Annotated in this window: 23 protein-coding genes, 1 tRNA gene and 2 pseudogenes; 9 read left to right on the top strand and 17 right to left on the bottom strand. The window is 63.8% G+C overall.

All coding sequences use genetic code 11. The features are described from left to right. Nucleotides 1-110: 110 nt before the first annotated feature. On the bottom strand, nt 111-581 hold the full coding sequence (rpsG, locus tag M529_RS29110) for a 30S ribosomal protein S7 (protein ID WP_021316767.1): 471 nt from the start codon (nt 579-581) through the stop codon (nt 111-113). Nucleotides 582-596: 15 nt separating this feature from the next. After that, complete coding sequence (gene rpsL, locus M529_RS29105) at nt 597-968, bottom strand: 30S ribosomal protein S12 (protein WP_007686591.1); 372 nt, start codon at nt 966-968, stop codon at nt 597-599. A gap of 350 nt (nt 969-1,318) precedes the next feature. On the opposite strand from rpsL, the gene M529_RS29100 reads away from it, so the two are divergent. The 3 genes from M529_RS29100 (at nt 1,319) to M529_RS29090 (ending at nt 5,261) form a co-directional block, all read left to right on the top strand. Next, entirely contained in the window at nt 1,319-3,574 is a 2,256-nt protein-coding gene (locus tag M529_RS29100; protein ID WP_021316766.1) for a putative bifunctional diguanylate cyclase/phosphodiesterase, read from the top strand. Nucleotides 3,575-3,826: 252 nt separating this feature from the next. Further along, complete coding sequence (locus M529_RS29095) at nt 3,827-4,903, top strand: M23 family metallopeptidase (RefSeq protein ID WP_040600324.1); 1,077 nt, start codon at nt 3,827-3,829, stop codon at nt 4,901-4,903. Further along, on the top strand, nt 4,842-5,261 hold the full coding sequence (locus M529_RS29090; protein WP_021316764.1) for a bactofilin family protein: 420 nt from the start codon (nt 4,842-4,844) through the stop codon (nt 5,259-5,261). The genes M529_RS29095 and M529_RS29090 overlap by 62 nt, the downstream gene beginning before the upstream one ends. 15 nt (nt 5,262-5,276) lie before the next feature. Here the strand turns inward: M529_RS29090 and M529_RS29085 are convergent. Continuing rightward, nucleotides 5,277-6,071, bottom strand: a pseudogene (locus M529_RS29085) (ATP-binding protein); the annotation flags it as partial. Nucleotides 6,072-6,195: 124 nt separating this feature from the next. Between M529_RS29085 and M529_RS49020 the strand changes: the two are divergent. After that, nucleotides 6,196-6,945, top strand: coding sequence for a hypothetical protein (locus M529_RS49020; RefSeq protein WP_152522531.1), 750 nt, complete (start codon nt 6,196-6,198; stop codon nt 6,943-6,945). On the opposite strand, the gene M529_RS50710 is transcribed toward M529_RS49020, so the two are convergent. Further along, nucleotides 6,934-7,161, bottom strand: a complete 228-nt coding sequence (locus M529_RS50710) for a DUF6471 domain-containing protein (RefSeq protein WP_031294409.1) — start codon at nt 7,159-7,161, stop codon at nt 6,934-6,936. The genes M529_RS49020 and M529_RS50710 overlap by 12 nt on opposite strands. A 76-nt stretch (nt 7,162-7,237) precedes the next feature. Between M529_RS50710 and M529_RS29075 the strand changes: the two genes are divergently transcribed. Continuing rightward, entirely contained in the window at nt 7,238-8,224 is a 987-nt protein-coding gene (locus tag M529_RS29075; RefSeq protein ID WP_031294407.1) for an IS1595 family transposase, read from the top strand. Between the two features lie 49 nt (nt 8,225-8,273). On the opposite strand, the gene M529_RS47630 is transcribed toward M529_RS29075, so the two are convergent. From M529_RS47630 to yajC, 9 genes and pseudogenes are all read right to left on the bottom strand, one after another. Beyond that, nucleotides 8,274-8,873, bottom strand: coding sequence for a DUF4760 domain-containing protein (locus M529_RS47630; RefSeq protein WP_021316760.1), 600 nt, complete (start codon nt 8,871-8,873; stop codon nt 8,274-8,276). Between the two features lie 1,038 nt (nt 8,874-9,911). After that, nucleotides 9,912-10,346, bottom strand: a complete 435-nt coding sequence (locus M529_RS29070) for a hypothetical protein (protein WP_021316758.1) — start codon at nt 10,344-10,346, stop codon at nt 9,912-9,914. 70 nt (nt 10,347-10,416) lie between these two features. Then, nucleotides 10,417-11,139, bottom strand: a pseudogene (locus M529_RS29065) (magnesium chelatase domain-containing protein); the annotation flags it as partial. Between the two features lie 29 nt (nt 11,140-11,168). Next, nucleotides 11,169-11,843 (bottom strand): RlmE family RNA methyltransferase, encoded by a 675-nt coding sequence (locus tag M529_RS29060; RefSeq protein WP_021316756.1) that lies wholly within the window; start codon nt 11,841-11,843, stop codon nt 11,169-11,171. Beyond that, entirely contained in the window at nt 11,840-12,958 is a 1,119-nt protein-coding gene (locus tag M529_RS29055; protein ID WP_021316755.1) for a Ppx/GppA phosphatase family protein, read from the bottom strand. The genes M529_RS29060 and M529_RS29055 overlap by 4 nt, the downstream gene beginning before the upstream one ends. Nucleotides 12,959-13,053: 95 nt before the next feature. Further along, complete coding sequence (locus M529_RS29050; protein WP_031294400.1) at nt 13,054-13,335, bottom strand: MTH938/NDUFAF3 family protein; 282 nt, start codon at nt 13,333-13,335, stop codon at nt 13,054-13,056. A gap of 113 nt (nt 13,336-13,448) precedes the next feature. Further along, entirely contained in the window at nt 13,449-14,435 is a 987-nt protein-coding gene (gene secF / locus M529_RS29045; RefSeq protein WP_021316753.1) for a protein translocase subunit SecF, read from the bottom strand. A gap of 20 nt (nt 14,436-14,455) precedes the next feature. Beyond that, nucleotides 14,456-16,057: a protein translocase subunit SecD gene (gene secD / locus M529_RS29040; protein WP_021316752.1), complete on the bottom strand. Its 1,602-nt coding sequence runs from the start codon at nt 16,055-16,057 to the stop codon at nt 14,456-14,458. 7 nt (nt 16,058-16,064) lie between these two features. Beyond that, nucleotides 16,065-16,400, bottom strand: coding sequence for a preprotein translocase subunit YajC (yajC, locus tag M529_RS29035; RefSeq protein ID WP_021316751.1), 336 nt, complete (start codon nt 16,398-16,400; stop codon nt 16,065-16,067). Between the two features lie 187 nt (nt 16,401-16,587). On the opposite strand from yajC, the gene M529_RS29030 reads away from it, so the two are divergent. Continuing rightward, nucleotides 16,588-16,664 (top strand) — tRNA-Pro (locus M529_RS29030). Between the two features lie 218 nt (nt 16,665-16,882). After that, the gene (locus M529_RS29025; protein WP_161626321.1) at nt 16,883-17,410 is read left to right on the top strand and encodes a hypothetical protein; all 528 of its coding nucleotides are present in this window, start codon (nt 16,883-16,885) and stop codon (nt 17,408-17,410) included. 74 nt (nt 17,411-17,484) lie between these two features. Here M529_RS29025 and M529_RS29020 read toward each other — a convergent pair whose 3' ends face one another. The 4 genes from M529_RS29020 to M529_RS29005 all read right to left on the bottom strand — a co-directional run bounded on the left by M529_RS29020 (nt 17,485) and on the right by M529_RS29005 (nt 21,643). Then, on the bottom strand, nt 17,485-18,924 hold the full coding sequence (locus M529_RS29020) for a S41 family peptidase (RefSeq protein WP_031294399.1): 1,440 nt from the start codon (nt 18,922-18,924) through the stop codon (nt 17,485-17,487). A 264-nt stretch (nt 18,925-19,188) separates the two neighbouring features. Next, nucleotides 19,189-19,626 carry a nuclear transport factor 2-like protein gene (locus tag M529_RS29015; protein ID WP_021316748.1) on the bottom strand — a complete coding sequence of 146 codons (438 nt, stop codon included), beginning with the start codon at nt 19,624-19,626 and terminating at the stop codon, nt 19,189-19,191. Between the two features lie 46 nt (nt 19,627-19,672). Next, nucleotides 19,673-20,659, bottom strand: coding sequence for an RraA family protein (locus M529_RS29010; RefSeq protein WP_021316747.1), 987 nt, complete (start codon nt 20,657-20,659; stop codon nt 19,673-19,675). A 72-nt stretch (nt 20,660-20,731) separates the two neighbouring features. Continuing rightward, the gene (locus M529_RS29005) at nt 20,732-21,643 is read right to left on the bottom strand and encodes a ThuA domain-containing protein (protein ID WP_236617645.1); all 912 of its coding nucleotides are present in this window, start codon (nt 21,641-21,643) and stop codon (nt 20,732-20,734) included. Between the two features lie 241 nt (nt 21,644-21,884). Between M529_RS29005 and M529_RS29000 the strand changes: the two genes are divergently transcribed. Together M529_RS29000 and M529_RS28995 are read left to right on the top strand one after the other, a co-directional pair. Then, the gene (locus M529_RS29000; protein WP_021316745.1) at nt 21,885-22,433 is read left to right on the top strand and encodes a glycoside hydrolase family 108 protein; all 549 of its coding nucleotides are present in this window, start codon (nt 21,885-21,887) and stop codon (nt 22,431-22,433) included. Next, nucleotides 22,426-22,704, top strand: coding sequence for a 3TM-type holin (locus tag M529_RS28995; RefSeq protein ID WP_236617644.1), 279 nt, complete (start codon nt 22,426-22,428; stop codon nt 22,702-22,704). The genes M529_RS29000 and M529_RS28995 overlap by 8 nt, the downstream gene beginning before the upstream one ends. The last annotated feature ends 5 nt before the right edge of the window (nt 22,705-22,709 follow it).

The raw sequence follows: 22,709 nt of genomic DNA, 5'->3' as shown, positions 1-22,709 counted from the left end.
AAACCAAAGCGCCCGCCATGGGTAGGGACCCTTGGCGAACGGACCGGAATTCAGCGGGCTGTTGCAAGAAGGCGGGCACCGGTGCCGGCGCCCGCCTTCCTATATAGTGCTTACCAACGGTAATGCGAGAAGGCGCGGTTCGCTTCCGCCATGCGGTGCGTGTCTTCGCGCTTCTTGACCGCATTGCCGCGGTTGTTGGCCGCGTCCAGCAGTTCGCCCGACAGCCGCGCGGCCATCGTGGTCTCGCTGCGGTTGCGCGAAGCGGTGATCAGCCAGCGGATGGCCAGCGCCTGGGCGCGCTCCGGGCGCACCTCGACGGGGACCTGGTAGGTCGCACCGCCGACGCGGCGGCTGCGGACCTCGATGCCCGGCTTCACATTGTTCAGCGCATCGTGGAACATCTGGATCGGGTCCTTCTTGGACCGTGCCTCGACAGTGTCGAGAGCACCGTACACGATGGACTCGGCGACGGCCTTCTTGCCGTCCTGCATGATGCTGTTCATGAACTTCGACAGCACGACATCACCGAACTTGGGATCGGGCAGGATGACGCGCTTTTCGGGGCGACGACGACGTGACATGGTTCTGTGTCTCCCTTACTTCGGACGCTTCGCGCCGTACTTCGAACGGCTCTGCTTACGGTCCTTGACGCCCTGGGTATCCAGAACGCCGCGCAGCACGTGATAGCGCACACCGGGAAGGTCGCGCACGCGGCCGCCGCGGATCAGCACGACGCTGTGCTCCTGAAGGTTGTGGCCTTCACCGGGAATGTAGGTGATGACTTCGCGCTGGTTGACCAGACGCACCTTCGCCACCTTGCGGAGCGCCGAGTTCGGCTTCTTCGGGGTCGTCGTATAGACGCGGGTGCAAACGCCGCGCTTCTGCGGGTTCGCCTCCATCGCAGGGACCTTCGACTTGGTCTTCTGCAGTTCGCGGCCCTTGCGGACCAGCTGGTTGATCGTTGGCATGAAGCCCTTCACCTTTTCAGTTACTTTACCTTGGCATTCCCGCGTTCCGTGCCGCCCGGAGGCGTGTCGCCCCGAAACGGCAAAGGCCCCGAGGGCAATAGACCCCCTGGAGCCGCAAGAGCACCCGGCAATGTTCAGCTCTGTGTTCACCCGGCATGTCGTCGATGGAAAGACGAATCTCGCAACCGCAGGCCGCTGGGCAGCGCGGGCCTATAGCGACCGCAGGCTTCCGGGTCAAGCAATGGCCCCGCTCCCCTCCCGCGCGGGCGCCGTCAGCCCGCTCTTAGGAATTTGACAAGGTTAACCGGCTAATTCAGGCGCACCGGGCAAGGCGCCGGTTTGGACAGTCAGTGACCCCTCTATCACCCATCACGGGCGAATTTCGCGACCGCGCGAAGGAAGCGCGTTTCCAAGCGGACCGGCTGGGCGATTCGCGCCGTCAGGCGCGGCTGATCTTCATCCTGTCGGTCGTGCTCAACGCACTCTTCCTGTTCAGCGACTGGCGCTTTGCCGGGACCCCCCATTTCTGGGTCGCCGTGCCCGCGCGGGTCGCGGTCATCCTCTGGTCGCTCGCCTGCCTTCCCTTCTGCCGCCATATGACAAGCTTCAGGGCGGTCGAGCGGATCTGCTTCGCCTGGCAGGCGGTCACGGCCATAGGCGTCGCCTTCCTCGTCTCGTCCCGCAGCGACATTGCTATCTTCGTGCTGGTACTGCTGCCGACCGTCTTCTATCTGGTCGTGCCCACCAGCTTCCGCGGCAATGTCGGCGGTGGCCTGGGTTGCGGCGTCATCCTGCTGATCGGCTATCTGTGGCGAGCGCCGCTTGCGCCGACTCTGTCCGGCATGATCCTGGCCCTGCTGATCCTGCACTGCGGAATGTGGATCGCGGTCGCGCGGACCAATCGGCTCCAGCGCAAGGAGTGGACGTCGGGCAAGGAAGCCGAGGCGGCGCGCGACGCGCTAGAGCGCATGTTCATGGCGGTGCCGCTGCCACTGCTGGTAACGCGGCGGGACGGGTCGGTCATCCGGCTGAACCGGGCCGCGGCGGAAGCCTATGCCGCCGGGAGCAACAGCACGCTCACCAATGTCGCGCAGACATATGAGGATCTGTCCGCCCGGGATGCGCTGTTCGCGCAACTCGAACGGGGCAAGGCGCTCGATAATTTCGAATGCCGGCTGCGCCGGGGCGACGGGAGCATGCGCGACATATTGCTGTCTTCGCGCGAGATCGTGATCGACGGCGAAGCCTGTTTCATGACCAGCGCCGTCGATATCACCGACCGCAAGATCGCCGAGCAGCATCTGGAACGGCTGGCGATGTCGGACCCGCTGACGGGCCTGGGCAACAGATCGCATTTTCTGGAATCGCTGACCCGGCTCGCGAAAGCCGCTACCGGCCACTTCGCCATCCTTCTGATCGACCTCGACGATTTCAAACGGGTGAACGACACGGCCGGGCATGACGCCGGGGATGCGCTGCTCGCTGCCGTGGCCGAGCGCCTGCAGCATGCCCTGCGCCCGGGCGACCTGGCCGCACGGATGGGTGGGGACGAATTCGCCGTGTTGCTGCCCGCCCTGCGCAGTGCCGACGACCTGCCGCCGATCCTGTCGCGGCTGACGCACCTTCTGCACGCCCCGCTGTCCTATCGCGGACGGCCGCTCGACTGCCGCGTCAGCATCGGCGCAGCGTTGTTCCCGGCCCATGGCAGAGACGGGACAGCGCTCGTCAAGCATGCCGACATCGCCCTCTATCACGCCAAGAACAGCGGACGCGGGCGGGCTACGGTCTTCCACTCCGCGCTGCTGGACAGCTGGCAGCAGGAGAGCGCGATGCTGGACCGCGCGCGCCACATCCTGGCGGAGGAGGAGCCCTGTCCCTGGTACCAGCCCAAGGTGTCGTTGGAGAGCGGTGCGGTCGTGGGATTCGAGGCGCTCTTCCGTTGCCGCACTCGGGACGGCAGCCTCGTCATGCCCGGTGACATCAAGGCAGCCTTCGAGCATCCGGAACTGGGGCCGGCGATTACCCAGCGGATGATCGACTGCGTCATCCGCGACTGCCTGGCATGGCGCATGGAGGGCATCGACGTGGGTCAGATCGCGTTCAACGTGTCCGACGCCGACCTCAACGAGGAGGGGTTCGCCGAGCGACTGCTGGAGCGCCTGCGGGAGGCAGATCTACCGCCCTCGATGATCGAGGTCGAGGTGACCGAATCGGTCTTCATGGGCCGCAACAGCGAACGGGTGGCCCATGCGCTGCGGGTACTGAGCGACGAGGACATTTCGATCGCGCTCGACGATTTCGGCACCGGCTACGCGTCGCTCTCGCACCTCAAGCAATTCCCGATCGATATCATCAAGATCGACCGCGGCTTCGTGCGCGACCTGGAGACCGACCCGGAGGATGCCGCGATCGTCCGGGCCGTGCTGAACCTGGCCTATAGCCTGGGAATTCGGACCGTTGCGGAGGGCGTCGAAAATCAGCAGCAGATCGACTATCTGCGCACCGGGGGCTGCCACTACGGTCAGGGCTTTCATTTCGGGCCCGCGATCCCGTTCGAAGAGGTGCAGCCGCTGCTAGGGCGTGGCATCTCCGCAACAGGGCAGTAAAATTTTCTGCCGGCGGGAACCGATTTATCTGAAACTCGTTTCGTCGCGCCTTCACCTCGACTCGTCACGAGTGCGCAACGACAGATTCGCGCGAGAGACCGAGTTTTGCTACCGGCGCGACTCTCTTAAAGAGCTCCAAAGCGGGTGGGGTCGCAATTGAATCGGAAGTATGGGAAGGGGATCGTAACCCTTCGGCAGAGGCTTGCTGCCTTGTGCCCGGAGCGGGAGATATTCCTCCGCAGCGGCGGTCAGGTGAAATTTGTCCGCATTTCGCGGCGCGCGCAGATGGTGTCGATCGGCGTCCTGTCGACGGCGCTGCTCGGCTGGGCAGGCGTGACGCTGGCCATGGCTTGGGAAAGCGCCGCCGTGGCCCACGACCGGGCGGTCCTCACGGCGCAGGGCAAGGCGGTAGCCAGCACCGCCAGCAAAGTGGCCGACTACCGCAAGTCGGTGGACAGCCTGGCCCATGACCTGGAAGCCCGGCAGGATTTCATGGACGGGCTCTATCGCACCCATTTCGGCGACGGCCGCGCAGCGACCGGCAAGGATCTGGTCGGCGAGGAAGAGGGCAAGCCGGAAGGCAAGGACAAGATCAGCCTGGCGCCCGAGGCGGCTCCGCTTATTCGCCTGGCGGACCGGCAGCGGCGTTTCGCGATGATGATGACGGCCGCGGTCGATCGCCGCGCCGACAAGGCAGCAGCAGCGATCCGCAGCTTCGGCCTCAATCCCGATCAGCTTTTCCGCAACGCCGCCCGGGCGCAGGGCGGCCCCTTCGTGCCCTGGCAGGGCGAGAAGGACGCGTTGACGCCCGAACTCGAGGAGCTCGCCGACGCGCTCACCCGCATGGAGTTCCTGGAGCGCAGCCTGGTCGCCATCCCGTCCGGCCGGCCGACCGACGCGCCGATGGAAACCAGCTCCTACGGCTATCGCCGCGACCCGTTCAACGGCCGCCCCGCCTTCCATGCGGGCATCGACTTTCCCGGTCGCTATGGCCAGCCCATCCTGGCCGCTGCGCGCGGCCGTGTCACCTATGTCGGCCAGCGTCAGGGCTATGGCAATGTCGTCGAGGTCGTGCACGGCAACGGGATGATGACCCGCTACGCCCATCTTTCCGGCTTCGCGAGCCGCGTGGGGCAGGAGGTCGCGCGCGGCGATACTATCGGCCGCATGGGATCGACCGGCCGTTCGACCGGCACTCATCTGCATTTCGAAGTGCGGCTCAACGACCAGCCCATCAACCCCCGCCGCTTCCTGGAGGCCCGCCAAGATGTTCTCCAAGTCCAGCAACTCGCCAAGGCCCGCTTCGCCGACGTCGGCAACCGGGGCTAAGAACACGCCCTTCTCGCTGATCGGCGGGGATGTCACCATCACCGGCAATGTCGCCGCCAGCGTCGATCTGCACATCGACGGCTCGGTCGACGGGGACATCGCCTGCGCCGCGCTGGTACAGGGGCCGGACAGCCGGATCGCCGGCCATGTGACGGCCCGGACGGCGCGGCTCGCCGGCACGGTCGAAGGATCGATCACTGCCGAGGAACTGGTGGTCGAAAGCACCGCCCGGATCACAGGCGACGTGCATTACGAGCGCATTTCGATCGAGCCCGGCGGCCGGATCGACGGCCGCTTCGCCCACAAGGATACCCATGGGGCGGAGCTGAAGCTGATCGCCAACGACAGCGCCGCCTGAGCCCGGCGGCCGGCCTCAGTTCACCGGCGGCCTGCGCCGATAGCTGAGCGCTTCGGCCACATGGACGCGCCCGACCCTTTCCGCGCCCGCCAGATCGGCGATGGTCCGCGCCACGCGCAGGACACGCGTATAGCCGCGGGCGGAGAGCTTCATCGCCGCAGCCGCCTGCGCCAGGAGCTGGCGCCCGGCCTCGTCGAGGGCCGCCGCTACCTCCAGTTGCTCGCCATCCACTTCCGCATTGGTGCGCGTGACCGTGCCCGCATATCGCGCGGTCTGGACCGCGCGAGCGGCGGCGACGCGGGCGGCAACCTCGGCCGATCCCTCCGCCGGAGGGGGCAGAACAAGGTCGGCGGCGGTCACCGCCTGCACCTCGACATGCAGGTCGACGCGGTCGAGCAATGGACCCGAGAGCTTCGCCTGATAGTCCGCCGCGCAGCGCGGCGCGCGGGCGCAAGCGAGCCCAGGGTCGCCGAGATGGCCGCAGCGGCACGGGTTCATCGCCGCGATCAGCTGCACCCGGGCGGGGAAGGTCACATGGGCGTTGGCCCGCGCCACCGTGACCGTGCCGGTTTCCAGCGGCTGGCGCAGCGAATCGAGCACGGCCCGCTGGAATTCCGGCAGTTCGTCGAGGAACAGCACACCCAGATGCGCCATGCTGACCTCGCCCGGCCGTGCGCGTAGCCCGCCACCGACCAGCGCCGCCATGGACGCGCTGTGGTGCGGCGCCCGGAAGGGCCTGGCCCGGCTGATCCGGCCGCCTTCCAGCGTGCCGGCGACGCTCGCGACCATGGATGTCTCCAAGGCCTCCGGCATTATGTAGCAAACGCACCAAGGCGATTACGGGCGTATGCGCCCGCAATGTCAAAAATATCGCATATGGTTATGTTGCAAGTGCCGCTTCCGAATTGGGGGCGAGACACGCTATGAATTACGGATGCAGATCAAGCGAAAGCCTACGGCATGGGCCGCTGTCGTCGCCTACGTGGTGTGGACAGGAGTTGTTCAACCCGTTTGGAATCTCAACATCGAAAAGGCCGCCGAGAAGGGTAAGCTCGACACCGCCCTCATTGATGGGGGTAAGGTGATGGACTGGGTTCATTGGCTGGTGTCGTATGTACCAAGTTCATTCGGGCTTGGATTTATAACCGGCGCCCTGATCTTCGCGTACTGGGACAATATCGGAGCGCGAATTTCAAGTTTACGGACAGGAATAAAGCTCCCCAAGCCCCGCCCTGCATCAGTATGGGTTGGGCAAACCGATCTCGATGCTGCAAATATGTTAAACGATAACGGATTTAAGGTTAGGATTTGGCTTTATAATGGAGGTACGGAGGTACTATTTTTCAGAGGAGTTTCTGGCTGTCCCTTTCTGGTGTTGACCGGAGAAAACAATGACATGAACACATTTTCGATGCCAAACCCCATAGTGGAAAAGATGGAGTATTTAGATAAAATCATCCCAGGAAATGGATGCTGGGTCACCCTATTCCAGTCGGTTGGAGATAAGATGGACAGCATATCAAATCTAGCGTTTAAGTCGGGGGAAAGAGTCGTAATAGATTTCAGATATGTAAAACTCAATTTCTCTACGGTTATACCAAGTATTGGTCAACACGTTCAATTTGCCGACAAGGTCGTGTTGAGCCGCAGAGATAGTTTTATATTCCAACATCTATTGGATTGAAACGACATTCGCCCCGATAGCTTCTAGACATTGGACCAGAAACACCGCTGTAAATTTTCCCCGGCTCAGCTTGTTCCTGATATTCGGCTCAGAGTCCATAACGCCTATGTCGGCCAGCTTCCCCACCAGGTCGGCATAGGACAACCCACGGCGCTTTAGCTCCGCCTTGATCATCCCCTTTACCTGATCTTCCCAATCCTTCTGCGACTTTGGCACGCGCGTATCTCCAATGATGCTAGATGCATCATATTCGATACGTTTGCCATTGACAACAGTGCGCAGATGTCATTATATGCGATGCATAAGCAACGGATACGATGACATGCAGCACTTTCTTCTCTCTGCCCAGGCCCGCACGATCAGCCTCAAGGCTGTTTTCTCCATGGGTGAGGACAAGGCTTACCGGACCTTCTGCGAAATGCGCTGGCCGGAAACCGAGGGCGAGGCGGTTTGCCCGCGCTGCGGCTGCGTCGAAACCTACAACATCACCTCGCGCCGCAAGTTCAAGTGCGTTGCCTGCCATCACCAGTTTTCGGTGACGAGCGGTACGATCTTCGCCTCGCGCAAGATGAGCTTCACCGACCTGCTGGCCGCGATCGTCATCTTCGTGAACGGTGCCAAGGGCGTTTCCTCGCTCCAGCTCAGCCGCGATCTGGATTGCCAGTATAAGACTGCGTTCGTTCTCACCCACAAGCTGCGCGAGGCGATGGCCAAGGAAATGGCTGGTCGCCAGCTGGACGGCACGGTCGAAATCGACGGCGCTTATTTCGGCGGATACAGCAAGCCGGAAAACCGCAAGGAGGATCGCAAGGATCGCCGCCTCAAGATGAACCTCACCGGCAAGCGCCAGTGCGTCGTCATCATGCGCGAGCGCAACGGCAAGTCGCTCCCCTTCGTCGTCAAGAATGAGGGCGATGCCGTTCCCTACGTCCGCGATCATGTCGGCACCCTCGCCACGATCTGCGCCGACGAAGGCGCGGGCTGGGATGCGCTTCACGCTGGCTGGGAAACCAAGCGCGTCAATCACTCCGTCGCGTTCATGGACAAGGGCGTCTGCACCAATCAGGCCGAAAGCTACTTCTCTCGCCTGCGTCGCATGGAAGTCGGAACGCACCACCATATCGCTGGCCCCTACCTCTACGCCTATGCTGGTGAAGCTTCATGGCGCGAGGATAACCGTCGCGTGGCGAACGGTGGGCAGGCTGCGATGGTGACGGCGGCGGCGATGGCTTCGCGGGTCAGTCGCCAGTGGAAAGGCTATTGGCAAAAGACCAGATAAGGAATGGCGCGCTGCTCATCAAAGCGGTTGTTTTACCTGCGAGCCTAGCTCAGCGAGCGTTAAGTGCCTGCAACGCTTTGGTAAATTTCCCAGTCATCACCCAATAAGCAATCTTCCATTTGGGTGGATGTTTGACTGGATGCCTCTTTCGGTCCCACCGCTTTGCAAGTGATTCAAACTCACAAAAATATGCTTGATTGTCGAATACCTGCCTTGTTTCATTGATAAAAGGCGACAATTTTTCGTAATCCCTCATAACCTGAGAAAAAAACCACATTTTGTAGAATTTTTCATTGAATACTCCTTGGCGAATGCCAAGAGCTATCAACTCGTACCGATTTACCTGCCTGAGGATTATATCGTAAATCGGCTTCTCGTCTGGGTCTTCTTTGGCATAATCTGCAATGTTGTTGCCATTAGCTTCAATCAATTGCATGGTATTTTTAAAGTCTTGATACTTTGCACCCTCTTCGCCGAACTGGGCGTTTACCATCGCTATTGTGGCCTCTCGGCGACTAATAAGCCCTGCGTGGGCAATAACCAAGAATGCGGCAACGGTGCCCGCCAGTACGCAAACTGCCTGCACCGGATCGGCATTCGCTGCCATCCAAGCCCAAGCATGCGCGATCCACGCCCCCAACGTGTCCATAGCCCCTCCAAACAAAACGCCCCGCCAACTTAATGGCGGGGCGCTGTCCATTCTGGCAAAGTTGTTGGCTTAGTGTCCACCAAAACCTTCAAGTGTCATATGCATCTCCTTTTCTTCCCCCAGAAAGTAAGCTGCCTCTCATTAACAAACCGTTCGATATTCGTTCACGGCGCATTAATGATCAAATATCGCAAACAGTGATGTTTAGCGGCATCGCTGATTACGTTCATGAGCCTACTCGGTGGTTTGCATCTGGTCAACGCGATAACGTTGGCACGGTTCCTAAATTGGTATCGGCGGAGCCGATCGCAAGGAGGCGCTTAAAGCCATTGTCTCGGCTTTGGCAAGAGTTTCCCTAGAAGCTCTACTACCCGTCACCCGCTCCCATTCCGCCACCCAACTTGCTACATCATCCCCATGCTGAAACGTCTCTGGAACTGGCGCACGAACAGCCTTTGGGTATGGATACCCCTATGGGTGTTCGGCTTCCTGCTGTGGGGCGGCTTCCTTATCTGAACCTTGGCGAAGGAAGCGGCGCAGCGCCCTTCAAAAATTATGCAGGCTCGCATAAAGGGCGGTTGCAATTTCATCCGTTCGGGAGTCTAAGGGTGACGGCCCGCCGCAAGGTGGTCTGGCTATCCTAACCCGGGACTAGCGGGTCGGATAAGACCGGCAATGAGAGCACACATGCTCCCACTTGCCGAACCGAAAGCGCCAGTAATTGATTACTGACACAGCTTTCGGCCACGCGCACGATACACGCATCGACTTTCTCCTGTGGGTCCGGGGTAAAAGCCCCGGGCTCCGGGACGCCCCATGCGCCCCGCGCCCTATCAGGGCAGCTACAGGGCTTCTGGCAGAAGAAAGACGGCGGACCGTCGCAGGTAGCTAAGCGAGCGATAGGCCCCCTGTCGAGTCATGAATCTGAACAAATAGTAGAAACATACGAAGAACACGCCTCCCGCTGTTGCCAATATGGCGCAGTTAAAGGCTTTGTTATATAAGGATTTCTTTAAGTATCGCTGTTTCGCCGCAACATCACCGCACCACCTCCCACTCCATCCAAACCCCGGCCCGCGCATCCGGGTTACGCACAAGCCCTTGCTCGCGTCGATCGCGTAGGCAGGTAGAAACGCGCCTAGTCATCAGGTTCACCAGCTTAGGCGTTGCCGCCAACCCACGATCTACGATCATCCTAGAGGCGATCTCGCGAGCTGTGAGAGGCTTTGTGGAAGTGCGGAGGATGGACAGCACTTGGCGGCTCATTTCGCCCCTGCGCGACCAATCCTCGGGCGGCTTGGTGAACTTGGGCGCTATGGCCTCTATCTCCAAATCAGGAGCCACAAGCTTGATAGCCGCGTCCAACGTCTCAAGATCGCGCGCCATCTGAGACAGCGCCTCTTGTGCGCGTTTCATGTCACCAGCAAGCGCGGCGCGGCGCTTCACCAGCCCTGTTACCATATAGTCTGTCATATGATGACATTACACACCGCGTGCGGTGACATCCATCATCGCGCTGGTGCGTTTGCTACATAATGCCGAAGGCCTCCGCCGGTGTCAGTTCAGGGAGGATGCCGGGCAGGCAGCTCGCCATCAGCGACTTGCCCGCGCCGGGCGGGCCGACCATCAGCAGGTTGTGGCCGCCCGCCGCGGCGATCTCCAGTGCTCGCTTGGCGCTCTCCTGCCCCTTCACCTGGCGCAGGTCGGCAAAGCGCGGAGGTGCCTCGACCGTGCCCGGCTGCGGCGGCGAGAGCGCGGCGGTCCCCTTGAAGTGATTGAGCAGGGCTAGCAGGTCGGGCGCCGCCACGACCTCCACCTGCCCCGCCCAGGCGGCCTCCGCCCCCTGCGCGACGGGGCAGACCAGCCCCATCTCCCGCTCCCCGGCGTGGAGCGCGGCGAGCAGCACGCCCGGCGTCGGGGCGATCCGGCCGTCGAGTCCCAGTTCGCCGACAACGACATAGCCGGCCAGCGTTTCGGCATCGACCACCCCCATCGCGCCCAGCAACGCCAGCGCGATCGGCAGGTCGAAATGCGATCCTTCCTTGGGCAGGTCGGCGGGCGACAGGTTGACTGTGATGCGCTTGGGCGGCAGCGACAGGCCGATCGCGGCGATCGCGTTGCGTACCCGCTCGCGGCTTTCCGCCACCGCCTTGTCGGGCAGGCCGACGACGATGAAATTGGGCAGTCCCGGCACCAGCTGGCACTGCACCTCGACCCCGCGGGCCTCCAGCCCGAGATAGGCGACCGTCGCGACCGTCGAAACCAACGCTTCCCCCTGCTCCCGGCCCCGGACGCCTACTCCCCTTCGTCCGGCCGCCCCTTGAATCCCTGCGCAACCACATACCACTCGACGCTGCCCTTGCGGCTGGCCGGGGGCTTGGCGTGCTTGATCGTCGTGAAGTGCTGCTTCAGCACCGCCAGCAGGTCCGCATCGGTGCCGCCGGCGAAGACCTTGGCGACGAAGGTGCCGCCCTTGCGCAGATTTTCCACCGCGAACTGCGCGGCCGCCTCTACCAGCCCCATGGTACGCAGATGGTCGGTCTGCGCGTGGCCGACCGTGTTTGCCGCCATGTCGGAAATGACCAGGTCGGGCGTGTCACCCAATGCCTCGCGCAGCAGGTCGGGCGCCTTGTCGTCCATGAAGTCCATCTGAAACAGGGTAACGCCGGGGATCGGATCGGTGGGCAGCAGGTCGATGCCGACAACCTTCGCCTTCGGGCACTGCTTGCGCACCACCTGCGCCCAGCCGCCCGGCGCGACGCCGAGGTCGACCACGGCACGCACGCCGCGCAGGAAATGGAACTTCTCGTCCAGCTCGATCAGCTTGAAGGCGGCGCGGCTGCGCCAGCCCTCCGCCCTGGCGCGGCGGACATAGGGGTCGTTCAGCTGACGCTCCAGCCAACGGGCGGACTGGGCCGTACGCCCCTTCGCGGTCTTGACCCGGACCTTGCCGGGGCCGGCGCCCCTCACATCAATCCTCCGTCGCGATCCATCAGGCCGCGCAATATGCCTTCGCGGATGCCGCGGTCGGCGATGCCCAGCCGCTCCGCCGGCCAGATGTCGAGGATCGATTCGAGGATCGCGCAGCCCGCCACCACCAGGTCCGCGCGCTCCGTGCCGATGCAGGGAAGCTGCTGCCGTTCCGCCAATGCCATGGTGGAAAGGCGGGCGGAGATCGCACGCATGGAGGATGCGGGCACGATCAGGCCGTCGATCGCCTGCCGGTCGTAGCGCGGCAGGTCGAGATGGAGGCTGGCGAGCGTCGTCACCGTGCCGGAGGTGCCCAGCAGGCGGATGCCGCTCTCCTCGCGCGGCAGGCGGCGCGCGAGCGGGGCGAAGGCCTCGGCGACGCGTGCCCGCATTCGGCCATAGGCGGCCAGCCGCTCGGCCGGGTCGCCATGGTCGAAGGGCTCGCTCTCGGTCAGGGACACGACACCCCAGGGTGCACTGACCCAATCGACGATGCGCGGCGCATCCTCGCCGTTCGCATCGACCAGCACCAACTCGGTCGATCCGCCGCCGATGTCGAAGATGAGGGCCGGGCCCTCGCCCGGCTCCAGCAGCGCGTGGCAGCCGAGCACGGCGAGGCGCGCTTCTTCCTGGGCGCTGATGATGTCGAGCGCGATGCCGGTTTCGCGATAGACGCGCTGGATGAACTCGGCGCCGTTGGCGGCGCGGCGGCACGCCTCGGTCGCGACAGAACGCGCCAGCGTGACGTGGCGGCGGCGCAGCTTGTCGGCGCAGACCGACAGGGCGGATATGGCGCGCTCGATGGCGGCGTCGCTGATCCGTCCGGTCGCGGCCAGCCCCTCGCCCAGCCGGACGATGCGGGAGAAAGCATCGACGACGATGAAACCGTCCGCCGAGGGCTTGGCGATCAGCAGGCGGCAGTTGTTGGTGCCGAGATCAATGGCCGCATAGGCGCGGCGGCCGCGCAGGTGCTGGACGGAAAAGCCCCGTTCCTTTGACGGGGGAGGTATGGCCGCAGCCTTGCTCCCATCACCGGGACCGGATCGGGCCTGCTTGGCCCGGACGCGGCCGGCGGAACCGGAACTCTGCGGCGATGGGCGGCTGTGCTGCACCATGGCCGTGTCTCGCTCTTATCTCTCCGTTCCCGATCGCGGGCACGGAACTTGGTCCCATGCTTAGGCGGATCGACCGGGATGTGCAAGCGGAGGGGTCAGAGCGGCAGCAGGGCCGCAACGATCCAGCGTTCCTCGGCGCGCAGCACGCCCCAGGCGCGCGCGGCGGCGCGGCTGTCCATCGCCTCCACGCCGATGCCCATCGCCTCCAGCTCCCGCACCAGCGGGCGCGGCGGCTGCCGCAGGCCGGCGCCGGTGCCGAGCAGCAGGAATTCGGGCCGGGGATCGAGGTCGAACAGGTCGCCGAATGCCGCCAGGGTCAGCGCACCGACCTCCGGCGCGTCCTGCCATGCCAGCGCCCGCACGGGACTGAGCAGCAGCCCCGTGGGAAAGACGTCATCGCGGACGCGGAAGCCGCGCCCCTGGAAGCCGGTGACGATCGGCCCCTGCCCGCTGTCGTCGCGGCGCAGCTCGATCCCGGTGCGGGGATCGGTCAGGGCTGCGCTCCGTCGCGCGGCCCCATGCGCTCCGCCTGGGCAGCGAGGCCGCCCCCCTTGCTCGCCTTCTTCTCCGACGTCTGTGGAGTCAGCCCCAGCGTGATCAGCAGCGACGACGACACATAGACCGACGAATAGGTGCCGACGACGATGCCCAGCATCATCGCCGCCGTGAAGCCGCGCAGCACATGGCCGCCCAGCAGCAGCAGCGCGCCCAGCGCCAGCAGCACGGTGACCGATGTCATGACGGTGCGCGGCAGCGTTTCATTGACCGACAGGTCGATCAGCGACTTCATGTCCATCTTGCGGTATTTGCGCATATTTTCGCGGATGCGGTCGTCGATCACCATCTTGTCGTTGATCGAATAGCCCACGATCGTCAGCACCGCCGCCACGATGTTAAGGTCGAATTCCAGCTGGGTGATCGCGAAGAAGCCCAGCGTCATGAGCACGTCGTGCATGATCGCGACGAAGGTCGACACGCCGAACTGCCATTCGTACCGGAACCAGGAGAAGATCGCGATGCCGACGACGGCCAGCATGACCGCCAATATGCCGTTCTGGATCAGCTCGCCGGAAACCTTGCCCGACACCGTATCATAGCGGGAGAAGGCGACGCCGGGAAATTCCGCCGTCATCGCCCGACGCGCCTTTTCCACGATGGCATTCGCCGCACCCGCTCCGCCCTGTTCGGGCAGCGGCAGGCGGATCTGCACCGTCCTGGGATCGCCGAATTGCTGGAGCGAGCCGTCGCCCACGCCGAGCCGGTCGACCACGGTGCGGACCTTGTCCATTTGCGGCGGTTGCTGGAACTTCGCCTCGATCATCAGGCCGCCGACGAAATCGACGCCCAGATTGAGTCCCTTGTAGAAGGTCGCGCCGACGGCGAGCACGGTCAGCAGCGCCGTGAGCCCGAACGCCCAGTGGCGCAGCTTCACGAAGCCGATATTGGTGTTGTCGGGGACGAGTTTGAGCAGTTTCATGGATTGTCTCTCCCGCCCGCTCAGATGACGATCTCGGTTGGGCGCTTGGCGCGAACCCAGCGCGAGACGAGAAGCCGCGTGAAGGTGACGGCGGTGAACACGCTGGTCGCGATACCGATCAGCAGCACGATGGCGAAGCCCTTGACCGGCCCGGAACCGAGCGCGAGCATGATGCCGCCGGCGATGGCGTGGGTGACGTTCGCCTCGAAGATCGTGCGGCTCGCTTCCTTGTAGCCATGCTCGATCGCCTGGACGACGCCCCGGCCGCGCCGCCGCTCCTCGCGGATGCGCTCGTAGATGAGGACGTTGGCGTCGACCGCGGTGCCGATCGTCAGCACGAAGCCGGCGATGCCGGGCAGGGTCAGGGTCGCGCCCAATATGCCCATCACGCCCAGGATCACCAGCACGTTGATGGCGACGGCCAGGTTCGCATACATGCCGAAGCGGCCGTAGCTGGCGAACATGAAGACCGCGACCGCGACCACCGCGACCAGCGAGGCGACGAGGCCCGCGCGGATCGAGTCGGCGCCCAGCTGCGGCCCGACGGTGCGTTCCTCCACCACGGTCAGATCGACCGGAAGATTGCCCGACCGCAGCGCGATGGCGAGCTGGTTGGCGGTCTCCACGGTGAAGTTGCCGCTGATCTGCGCGCTGCCACCCAGGATCGGCTCGTTGATATTCGGGGCGGACAGCACCCGGCCATCGAGGATCATGGCGAAGGGGCGGTTGACGTTCTGCGACGTCACCTGGCCGAACTTGCGGCCGCCCGCGCCGTTGAAGCGGATGTTGACGACCGGCGCGTTGGTGCGCTGGTCATAGCCCTGCTGCGCGTCGGCCAGTTCCTCGCCGGACACCATGACCTGCCGCTTGACGGCGATCATCGGCACGCCCGACGGATTGTCGGGATAGGGCAGCACCTCGCTGCCGACCGGGGCGCGGCCCTGCGCCACTTCGGCCGGGTTTGCGGTCGTGTCGACCAGCTTGAATTCCAGCTTCGCGGTCTGGCGGAGCAGGTCCTTCAGCGCCTTGGGATTCTGCAGGCCCGGAACCTGCACGACGATGCGATTGTCGCCCTGCTGCTGGATGGTCGGCTCGCGCGTGCCCATCTCGTCGATGCGCTTGCGGATGACCTCGGTCGCGACCTGCATCGCGCTCTTGACCGCATTGTCGATGCCCGCGTTGGTCGGCGTGATGACGATGGTGGAGCTGTTCACCACCTCGACATTGAAGTCGCGCTGCCCGGTAAGGCCCGCGCCCTGCGTCAGCGGACGGATGCGCTCCACCGCCGCGTCGACCTGCGACGGCTCGCGCACCATGAAGCTGAGCTTCCCGTCACGGCTGGAGATGTCGCCGATCGCGATGCGGGGCTGGCCACGGCGCAGCTCGGTGCGGACCTGCTCCTCCATATTGGCGAGGCGCTGCTTCGCGACGTCCTGGGTCGAGGCTTCGAGCAGCAAATGGCTGCCGCCCGACAGGTCGAGGCCCAGGTTGACGCGGGTCTGCATCGAGCGCGGGAGCTGCGTCACCACGCTGTCGGGCAGGAAGCTGGGGACGGCGCAGAGGATGCCGACCACAAGCGGCAGCAGGATCCCGACGACGGCCCAGCGCGAAAAATTCAGCATCGGCGGATCAGTCGTTCGCAGGCTTGGCGGTGGCCGGGTCGATCACGTCGGTCAGGGTGGACTTCACCGCCTTCACCTTCATGCCCGGCGCCAGCTCGACATCGACATAGATGTCGTCGACGCGCACGACCTTGCCGACCAGCCCGCCGCCGGTGACGACCTGGTCGCCCTTCTTGACGGCGTCGATCTTGGTCTTGTGATCCTTCATCCGCTTCTGCTGGGGGCGGATGAGAAGGAAGTAGAAGACCACGAAGATGAGGACGAGGGGGAGCATCTGGACGATGATCCCGGCGCCGGAGGCTTGCCCGCCCGCGGTCTGGGCAAAGGCTGGGGTTATGAACATGGTGGGACTTTCGCCTTGTTCTCTTGTCGGTCACGGGCTGCGCTGGGCACCCATGGATCAAGGGCGCGCGGCTAACACAGATGGGGCTTGCGAGGCAACATGAATAGGGATCGCGGCGAGGCGCGAAAAGGGCCGTGTCGAATCCCTTGCATGTTTTCCGATTGGCTTCTATGTGCCGCCCTCCGGTCGGGACGTAGCGCAGCCTGGTAGCGCATCACACTGGGGGTGTGGGGGTCGGAGGTTCGAATCCTCTCGTCCCGACCAAAATTACCGGCATTAACGATCACTACCTCCTTCGCGAGGAAAGCCTTACCCGCTGCAGCTTTGGCCGTGTAAGAGATATCGGGTCCACCCCGAAAGGCCGGCGTCATAGCAGCGCCCCACCATTAGATGTGCTGAGGTCTCGGCCGCTATGTTGGGCTATCAGTCAGTGGTAGCCCGTTCTCCTTGATTAGCGATAACTTGCATGTTTCTTGGCGTACATGCGATTGAACAGGCGACAGGGTTGTGTGCTGGCTCTTGCCTTCCCAATCGCGATATTATTGTTGTGGGCTGGGCCAATCCGGTGGTGGATGCGCTACCAAAGCTGGTCGCATCTTTCGAAAGACAAGCTCCTCGAATCCGCAAAATGGTACATCGCGAACCGTGCGCCCGGCAACAACGCCTGCATCTTCGCAGTTGAGTGCAACGGGGGCCGAGCTTCTCTGAAGCTCGTCAAGTCGATCGAAGAATGGGACTTGGAGAAATCGAAAAGAATAGCCTGGGATCGCAAATTCAAGGGCGTCTGCCAGGGTCAAACGGCGAACTTCGCGTTGGAGGTGGCAACCGACAATCTGCAGAGCCGAAAGACTTTCGAAGGGAGCAGGCGAGCCGTTTGGTCGTTCTACAACGATCGTTTCATCCCCAGCAGAACCAGATTCGGCTTTGCTGCCTTTAGCGAGAGCGAGACTGAACCTTGTCTAACTGCATACGCGGTCACCGCGCGCTCGAGATTGAACGATAATCCTTAATTCCTTCAGCCGAACAGCGTCCGCAGTGTCATCGCGATCGGCGGGCGTTCGTGCGCGTAGCCTCCCACGCGACCTCAGAACAACCCCGGCACCTCACGCTGCGCGGGCGTGGGCCGTTTGGGCGTCAGCAGTTCGCGGCGATCCGTGGCCGGAGCGGAGGCAGCTTTCTTCGCAAAGGTGCTTGCCGTCGCCCCGGCGATGGGCGTGCAGCTGCGTCCCGCGATGAAGTCCAGCGCCTGCCGAATCGACGCCTCGCGCGGATCGCCCAGCGGGTAGCTGATGTCATCGGATGACTGGCAGCTCGCCTTCACGCTGGACGCGAGCCCGTCATAATAGTCGGCATTGCCGGCGCTGTTCTGGGTGGCGAAGGCCACCACCCGCAGGCGATCGTCGCATGCGGGGCGGTCGACGGCGATCTGCCCCACCGGCTTGCCATAGGTGTTGGCGCCGATCAGCGCGGCGCGCGTGTCGAGATAGGGAATGAAGGCGTTGATGACGAGTTCGCTCGCCGAAGCCGTCCCGCCGCTGCCGATGAAGGCGATGCGCATGGGCTTCACCGACTCCGGCTGCGGCGCGAAATAGGCGGGCTCGTTCTGCGCGCTCTTTTCCGGGCGATAGGTGACGCGCGCGAACAGATCGGTGCCGGCACGATCCCCGCCCAGCAGGTTGCCGAGCAGCTTCGCGGTCGAAAGCAGGCCGCCACCATTATAGCGCAGGTCCAGGATGACGTCGGTCACGCCCTGCGCCCGGAAGTTCGCGAACGCATCGCGCAGAGGCTTTTCGGCCGGCGTGATGAAGGTGCGCAGGTTCACATAGCCGATGCGCCGCCCACCATCCTCGATGACGCGGGCGCCATAGCGGTCGGAAACCGGCGTCAGATCGAAATCCCGCTTCGTCACCGACACGTTGCGAATGCCGCTGGCATCCGAGACGCGCAGCATCCGCGTGGTGCCCGACGTGTCCGGCCCCATCGCGTCCACCACCGCATCGATCCCGCCCGAGGCGGCCAGCGAAGACACCGAGCGAAGGTCGGACATGCCCGTGCCGATCGCCACGATCTCCGCGCCCCGGTCGACGCCGGCAGCAAGGCCGGGACCATTTTCGAACGATTCTATGACGAACAGTCGGGTCTGCGAGGAGTCCGTCGCGAACCGCAGGCCGAACCCGACGCTCGCGCCATCCTCATAATAGGCATCCTCCTCCTTGATGGAGGTGAGATAGGTGAAATAACGGTCCCGCCGCTGCGCCCTCGCCCCTTCGGTCAGCGCATCGACATAGGCATCCACGCTGGCATAGGGCGTGGGATCAAGCGACGCGGGCAAGGTTTCGGGAAAGAGATACCATTCCCGGAGCGTCGCAGCCGCCCAATCCTGCCGAGAGCGCAGCGAACAACTCGCGGGGGGTGTAGGAGTCGGTGTTGGCGTTGGCGTGGGCGTCGGACCCGCACTGCCGGAACTGTCACCGCCCCCGCCACAGGCCGAAATCATTGCCAGCGCCCCCGCCAGCAGCGCCATGCGTGCTACTCCCTGCTTCATCCCTGCCCCCGAGGCTCTTCCCGGGCGGGATAATGGGCGCGTCGAACCAAGGCAAGCGCATCTGCCTTCGGCCCGCACATAACCATATTGGATAGCGGCTTCCTCGATCTCCCCTTCTGCGGCAGGGCACCCACCGCTCCAGCGCCCGCCACAAAAGAAAGCCGCCACTTCCCGCCAGCGCAGGAAACGGCGGCCTGTTTATGTCACACACCGGGAGCCGTAACGCTCCCCGCCCGTACGATATCAGTCTACGAATATCGCCTGGAACACGATCTTGTCCTTGCGGACGATGAACACGTCCTTGCCCGACACCTGCTGCGGCTGGCCCTTGAACTGGACCCAGTGCAGGATCGCGCTGTCGGGGCCGGCGGGCTCGATCGTGGTTTCCATCGCCTTGATGCCGGCATGATGATCCTTGTCGGTCAGGGTGGCGAAGACGCGCTGCGCCTGGGCCTGGCCCGAATAGATGCCGGGGCCCTTGGCGGGCATCTGGCCGGCGACCAGCCCTTCGGGCGTCACGACGACGGTGTCAGCGGAATAATCGTCCATGATCGGCTGCAGCTTGCCGACCTTCATGCTCTCGACATGGCGGGCGACCACTTCCGCCGGGGTGGCGGCATAGGCGGTGCCGGCGAGGCCCAGGGTCATCACGGCAGCGGCGGTGGCAAGGCGGAATTTCATGCGTTTGTCCTCTCTTGAAAATTGGGTTCGGTGCGCGTCGCTCATGTCACCCTTCATAGGGGATTCCCGCTTCATGATCGCGTATGATCTGCTTGACGGCCTCGGGCTTCACGGGAAGGTTGTTCTGGTTGGCCTGCAGCCAGGTGAAGAAGTCCGCCTCGATCGCGTCGGTCCACCTGGTGTCGATCTGGCCGGCGGTATATTTGCCCTCGCGCAGGCGCATATGGCCGAACATGTCGCGCAGCCGGGTATTTTCCGACAGCTTCACCACCTTCTCGGCCAGCTGCGGCGGAATGAACAGCACGCCGCCGTCGCGGCCCAGCACCACGTCGCCGGGCATGGCGGTCGCCTTGCCGATGCGGATCGGGCCATTGATGCCGACCATCGTCGAATTGAGCCGGGCCCCGGTCGCCATCGCGCCGAAATGGTGCGACGGATCGTAGGAGCGGACGAAGGACACGAAGTTCGGCAGCTCCTTGAGGCCATTGATGTCGCGGACCGCGCCGTCATAGACGACGCCGTTGCCACTGCGGGCATAGATGGCGTTGCCGACATTGTCGCCGATTGACGGCCCATCCTGCTTCAGCCCGAAATGGTCGCTGACATAGACGTCGCCCTTCTGCAGCATGTCGACCGGCCAGGCATTCATCGCGCCCTGCCGCTTGTCGGCGACACCCTGCTTTTCCAGCACGGTCTGGATGTCGGGCCGACCCGGCAGCCATTGCGATGTCAGGGCCCGGCCGACCAGCACCTTGTCGGGGAAGATCGACAGCCAGCCATCCTCATATTGATGGTTGAAGCCGGCGGTGCGCAACGTCGCCCAGGCCTCTTCCAGCGTGACCTCCCGCATCCGCTCCAGGATGTCGTCCGACACCTTGGGCCTGCCGTCGGGGAAGCGCTCGCCGGTCCAGGCCGGCGTGTAGCGGATCACCTGCTCGCGCGAGAAGAAGCCGTCATTGGCCAGCGCTGGCTGCGGCAGAACAGCCGCTGCGAGGGCAAGGGCAGCGCCCCGGAGCCGCCAGTCAAGTCGCATGGTTCATTTACTCCCCGTCATTTGGTGCGTTTCGAAGCCGACGCGGGCCATCCCCCCGGAAGTCCCTGCTGTTCAGAATTCCGGCGGCATCTGGTCGTTGGCGCCGCGCGACGGCACATCCACCCCGGCCGCCCACAGGACACCGTTCACCAGGAAGCGGCGCTGTTGCGGATAGAGATGCATATTGTCGTGGAAGTCGTTGCCGCCCCAGACGACCGAGCGGCCGCCGTCGGGCCGCTGATAGGCCCAGGCGACCGGACCGCCCGTGCCGTTGACCTCTACCTTGGACGGCTTCGCCGTCAGCAACAGCGTGCGCCCCGGATTGTCGGTCAGGAGATAGCGCGAATACATCTCTTCGCGCGCGGTCCATGGCTTGACGCCACGCAGGATCGGGTGCTTGCCGGGGATCGGCTTGATCGCCCAGGTATCGACCGGATTGTGCGAGATATAGGGGATCCAGGCGCCGCCCAGCCAGTCGTTCAGGTAGATGCGCCCCGCCCGGTTATCGACGAACATGGTGTAATGATAGACGACCAGCCCGGTCTTCCTGCGCTTGAGCAGCGCATCGAAATCCTTAAGCGCCGCAGTCGTCTCCGCATTGTAGTTGAGGCCGTCGGTCTCCGCATATTGTTGGAAGAGGGCGCCGGTCTCGCGCTTCAGCCAGTCGCCGTTGCCGTCGATGACGATGGCGTCGGCGGTCTCCAGTGCCGCCATGTCGCGCGGCTTCTGCCCGACGAAGACTTCGGTCTTCACTTCGCGCGACGTGCCCGAATGCTCCAGCATCCAGGCCAATTCGCGCATGTCCTTCTCATATTCGTGACGGCCCGGCGCACCATGCTGCTTGGGTCCGGCAAAGAGCAGAATCTTCACGGGCGGCAACGGCGCGGTTCCGGCCTGCACCGGCACCAGGCAGGCCAGCATCACCGCCGAAAGCGCAGCGCGGCTGCCGAAGCGCCGCGTGCTAAGCCGCGAGCACGCCGACAAAATTGCATCCGTGACCCCGCGGGCCCCCGTCATGGCGATTGCTTTCACCCATCCCTCCTGGCGAGCCGCTGACCGCGACTCTTGCTCGATTAATATCATATATGATTTGGCACAATCTCGGTCGCATACCAATAGCCCCGCAAATTATGTCAGTTCACAAGGCGGGAGCATCAATTCCGCCTGTCCTACAAAGAACCATATGGGATAAATGATTCGCCTTCCTTGACCATGGAGGTGAAGAATGGACATTCATGAGCTGATCGGCGACGTCATCGCGCGCGAGGGCGGCTACAGTGATCACCCGGCCGATCGCGGCGGTCCCACGAACATGGGGATCACCCAGGCTGTGGCGCGCGAGAATGGCTATGGCGGCGGCATGCGGCAGATGCCGCGCGCCTTTGCAGAGAAGATCTACCGCAAGCTCTACTGGGAGCAGCCGGGCTACGCCTTCGTCGCAGAGCAGGCGCCGCGCGTCGCGGCCGAACTGTTCGACACCGGCGTCAACATGGGGACGTCCGTGGCCAGCGGCTTCCTGCAAAGGGCACTGAACGCGCTCAACCGCAACCAGAAGGACTATCCCGACCTCAAGATCGACCGGATGATCGGCGCTAGGACGCTGCAGGCGTTAGGCGCTTTTCTGGCGCTGCGCGGGTCAGCAGGGGAAACGGTTCTGCTGGCGGCGATCGAGGCGCTGCAGGGCGAGCGTTATATCGCGCTGGCGGAAAGCCGGCCGGCGAACGAGGCGTTTTTGTACGGCTGGCTCGCCAGCAGGATCGCGCAGAATGGCTGAGGGTGCAATGATCGAGGAGAGAAAAGAGAGCGATCCCTGGATCCGGCGGGCGCGCCCCGCCTTCCTCTATGTCATGTACGCCCTGCTGCTCTGGTCCATTCCCATGGGCCTGATCGCAGGCGCGGCACCAGAGAGGGCGGGCGCGGTCATCGCCGGCATGAAGGCCTATCTCGCCGCCCTGCCAGAGCCGCTCTATGCGCTGTTCGGCACCGGCTATCTGGGCTACACCGCGGCGCGGGCGTGGGGAAAGGCGAAGGGTGTGGAGCGGTAGGCGGG

Source organism: Sphingobium ummariense RL-3 (genome assembly GCF_000447205.1).
In the GTDB taxonomy this organism is placed as follows: domain Bacteria; phylum Pseudomonadota; class Alphaproteobacteria; order Sphingomonadales; family Sphingomonadaceae; genus Sphingobium; species Sphingobium ummariense.
The sequence above is the reverse complement of the archived record's forward strand: the minus strand, read 5'-3'. Positions and strand labels throughout refer to the sequence as shown.

Coding starts and splice junctions, on each gene's coding strand:
- rpsG (WP_021316767.1), bottom strand. CDS start 581: ATGTCACGTCGTCGTCGCCCCGAAAAGCGCGTCATCCTGCCCGATCCC.
- rpsL (WP_007686591.1), bottom strand. CDS start 968: ATGCCAACGATCAACCAGCTGGTCCGCAAGGGCCGCGAACTGCAGAAG.
- M529_RS29090 (WP_021316764.1), top strand. CDS start 4,842: ATGTTCTCCAAGTCCAGCAACTCGCCAAGGCCCGCTTCGCCGACGTCG.
- M529_RS49020 (WP_152522531.1), top strand. CDS start 6,196: ATGCAGATCAAGCGAAAGCCTACGGCATGGGCCGCTGTCGTCGCCTAC.
- M529_RS29075 (WP_031294407.1), top strand. CDS start 7,238: ATGCGATGCATAAGCAACGGATACGATGACATGCAGCACTTTCTTCTC.
- M529_RS47630 (WP_021316760.1), bottom strand. CDS start 8,873: ATGGACACGTTGGGGGCGTGGATCGCGCATGCTTGGGCTTGGATGGCA.
- M529_RS29070 (WP_021316758.1), bottom strand. CDS start 10,346: ATGACAGACTATATGGTAACAGGGCTGGTGAAGCGCCGCGCCGCGCTT.
- M529_RS29055 (WP_021316755.1), bottom strand. CDS start 12,958: ATGGTGCAGCACAGCCGCCCATCGCCGCAGAGTTCCGGTTCCGCCGGC.
- secF (WP_021316753.1), bottom strand. CDS start 14,435: ATGAAACTGCTCAAACTCGTCCCCGACAACACCAATATCGGCTTCGTG.
- secD (WP_021316752.1), bottom strand. CDS start 16,057: ATGCTGAATTTTTCGCGCTGGGCCGTCGTCGGGATCCTGCTGCCGCTT.
- yajC (WP_021316751.1), bottom strand. CDS start 16,400: ATGTTCATAACCCCAGCCTTTGCCCAGACCGCGGGCGGGCAAGCCTCC.
- M529_RS29025 (WP_161626321.1), top strand. CDS start 16,883: ATGCGATTGAACAGGCGACAGGGTTGTGTGCTGGCTCTTGCCTTCCCA.
- M529_RS29020 (WP_031294399.1), bottom strand. CDS start 18,924: ATGGCGCTGCTGGCGGGGGCGCTGGCAATGATTTCGGCCTGTGGCGGG.
- M529_RS29015 (WP_021316748.1), bottom strand. CDS start 19,626: ATGAAATTCCGCCTTGCCACCGCCGCTGCCGTGATGACCCTGGGCCTC.
- M529_RS29010 (WP_021316747.1), bottom strand. CDS start 20,659: ATGCGACTTGACTGGCGGCTCCGGGGCGCTGCCCTTGCCCTCGCAGCG.
- M529_RS29000 (WP_021316745.1), top strand. CDS start 21,885: ATGGACATTCATGAGCTGATCGGCGACGTCATCGCGCGCGAGGGCGGC.
- M529_RS28995 (WP_236617644.1), top strand. CDS start 22,426: ATGGCTGAGGGTGCAATGATCGAGGAGAGAAAAGAGAGCGATCCCTGG.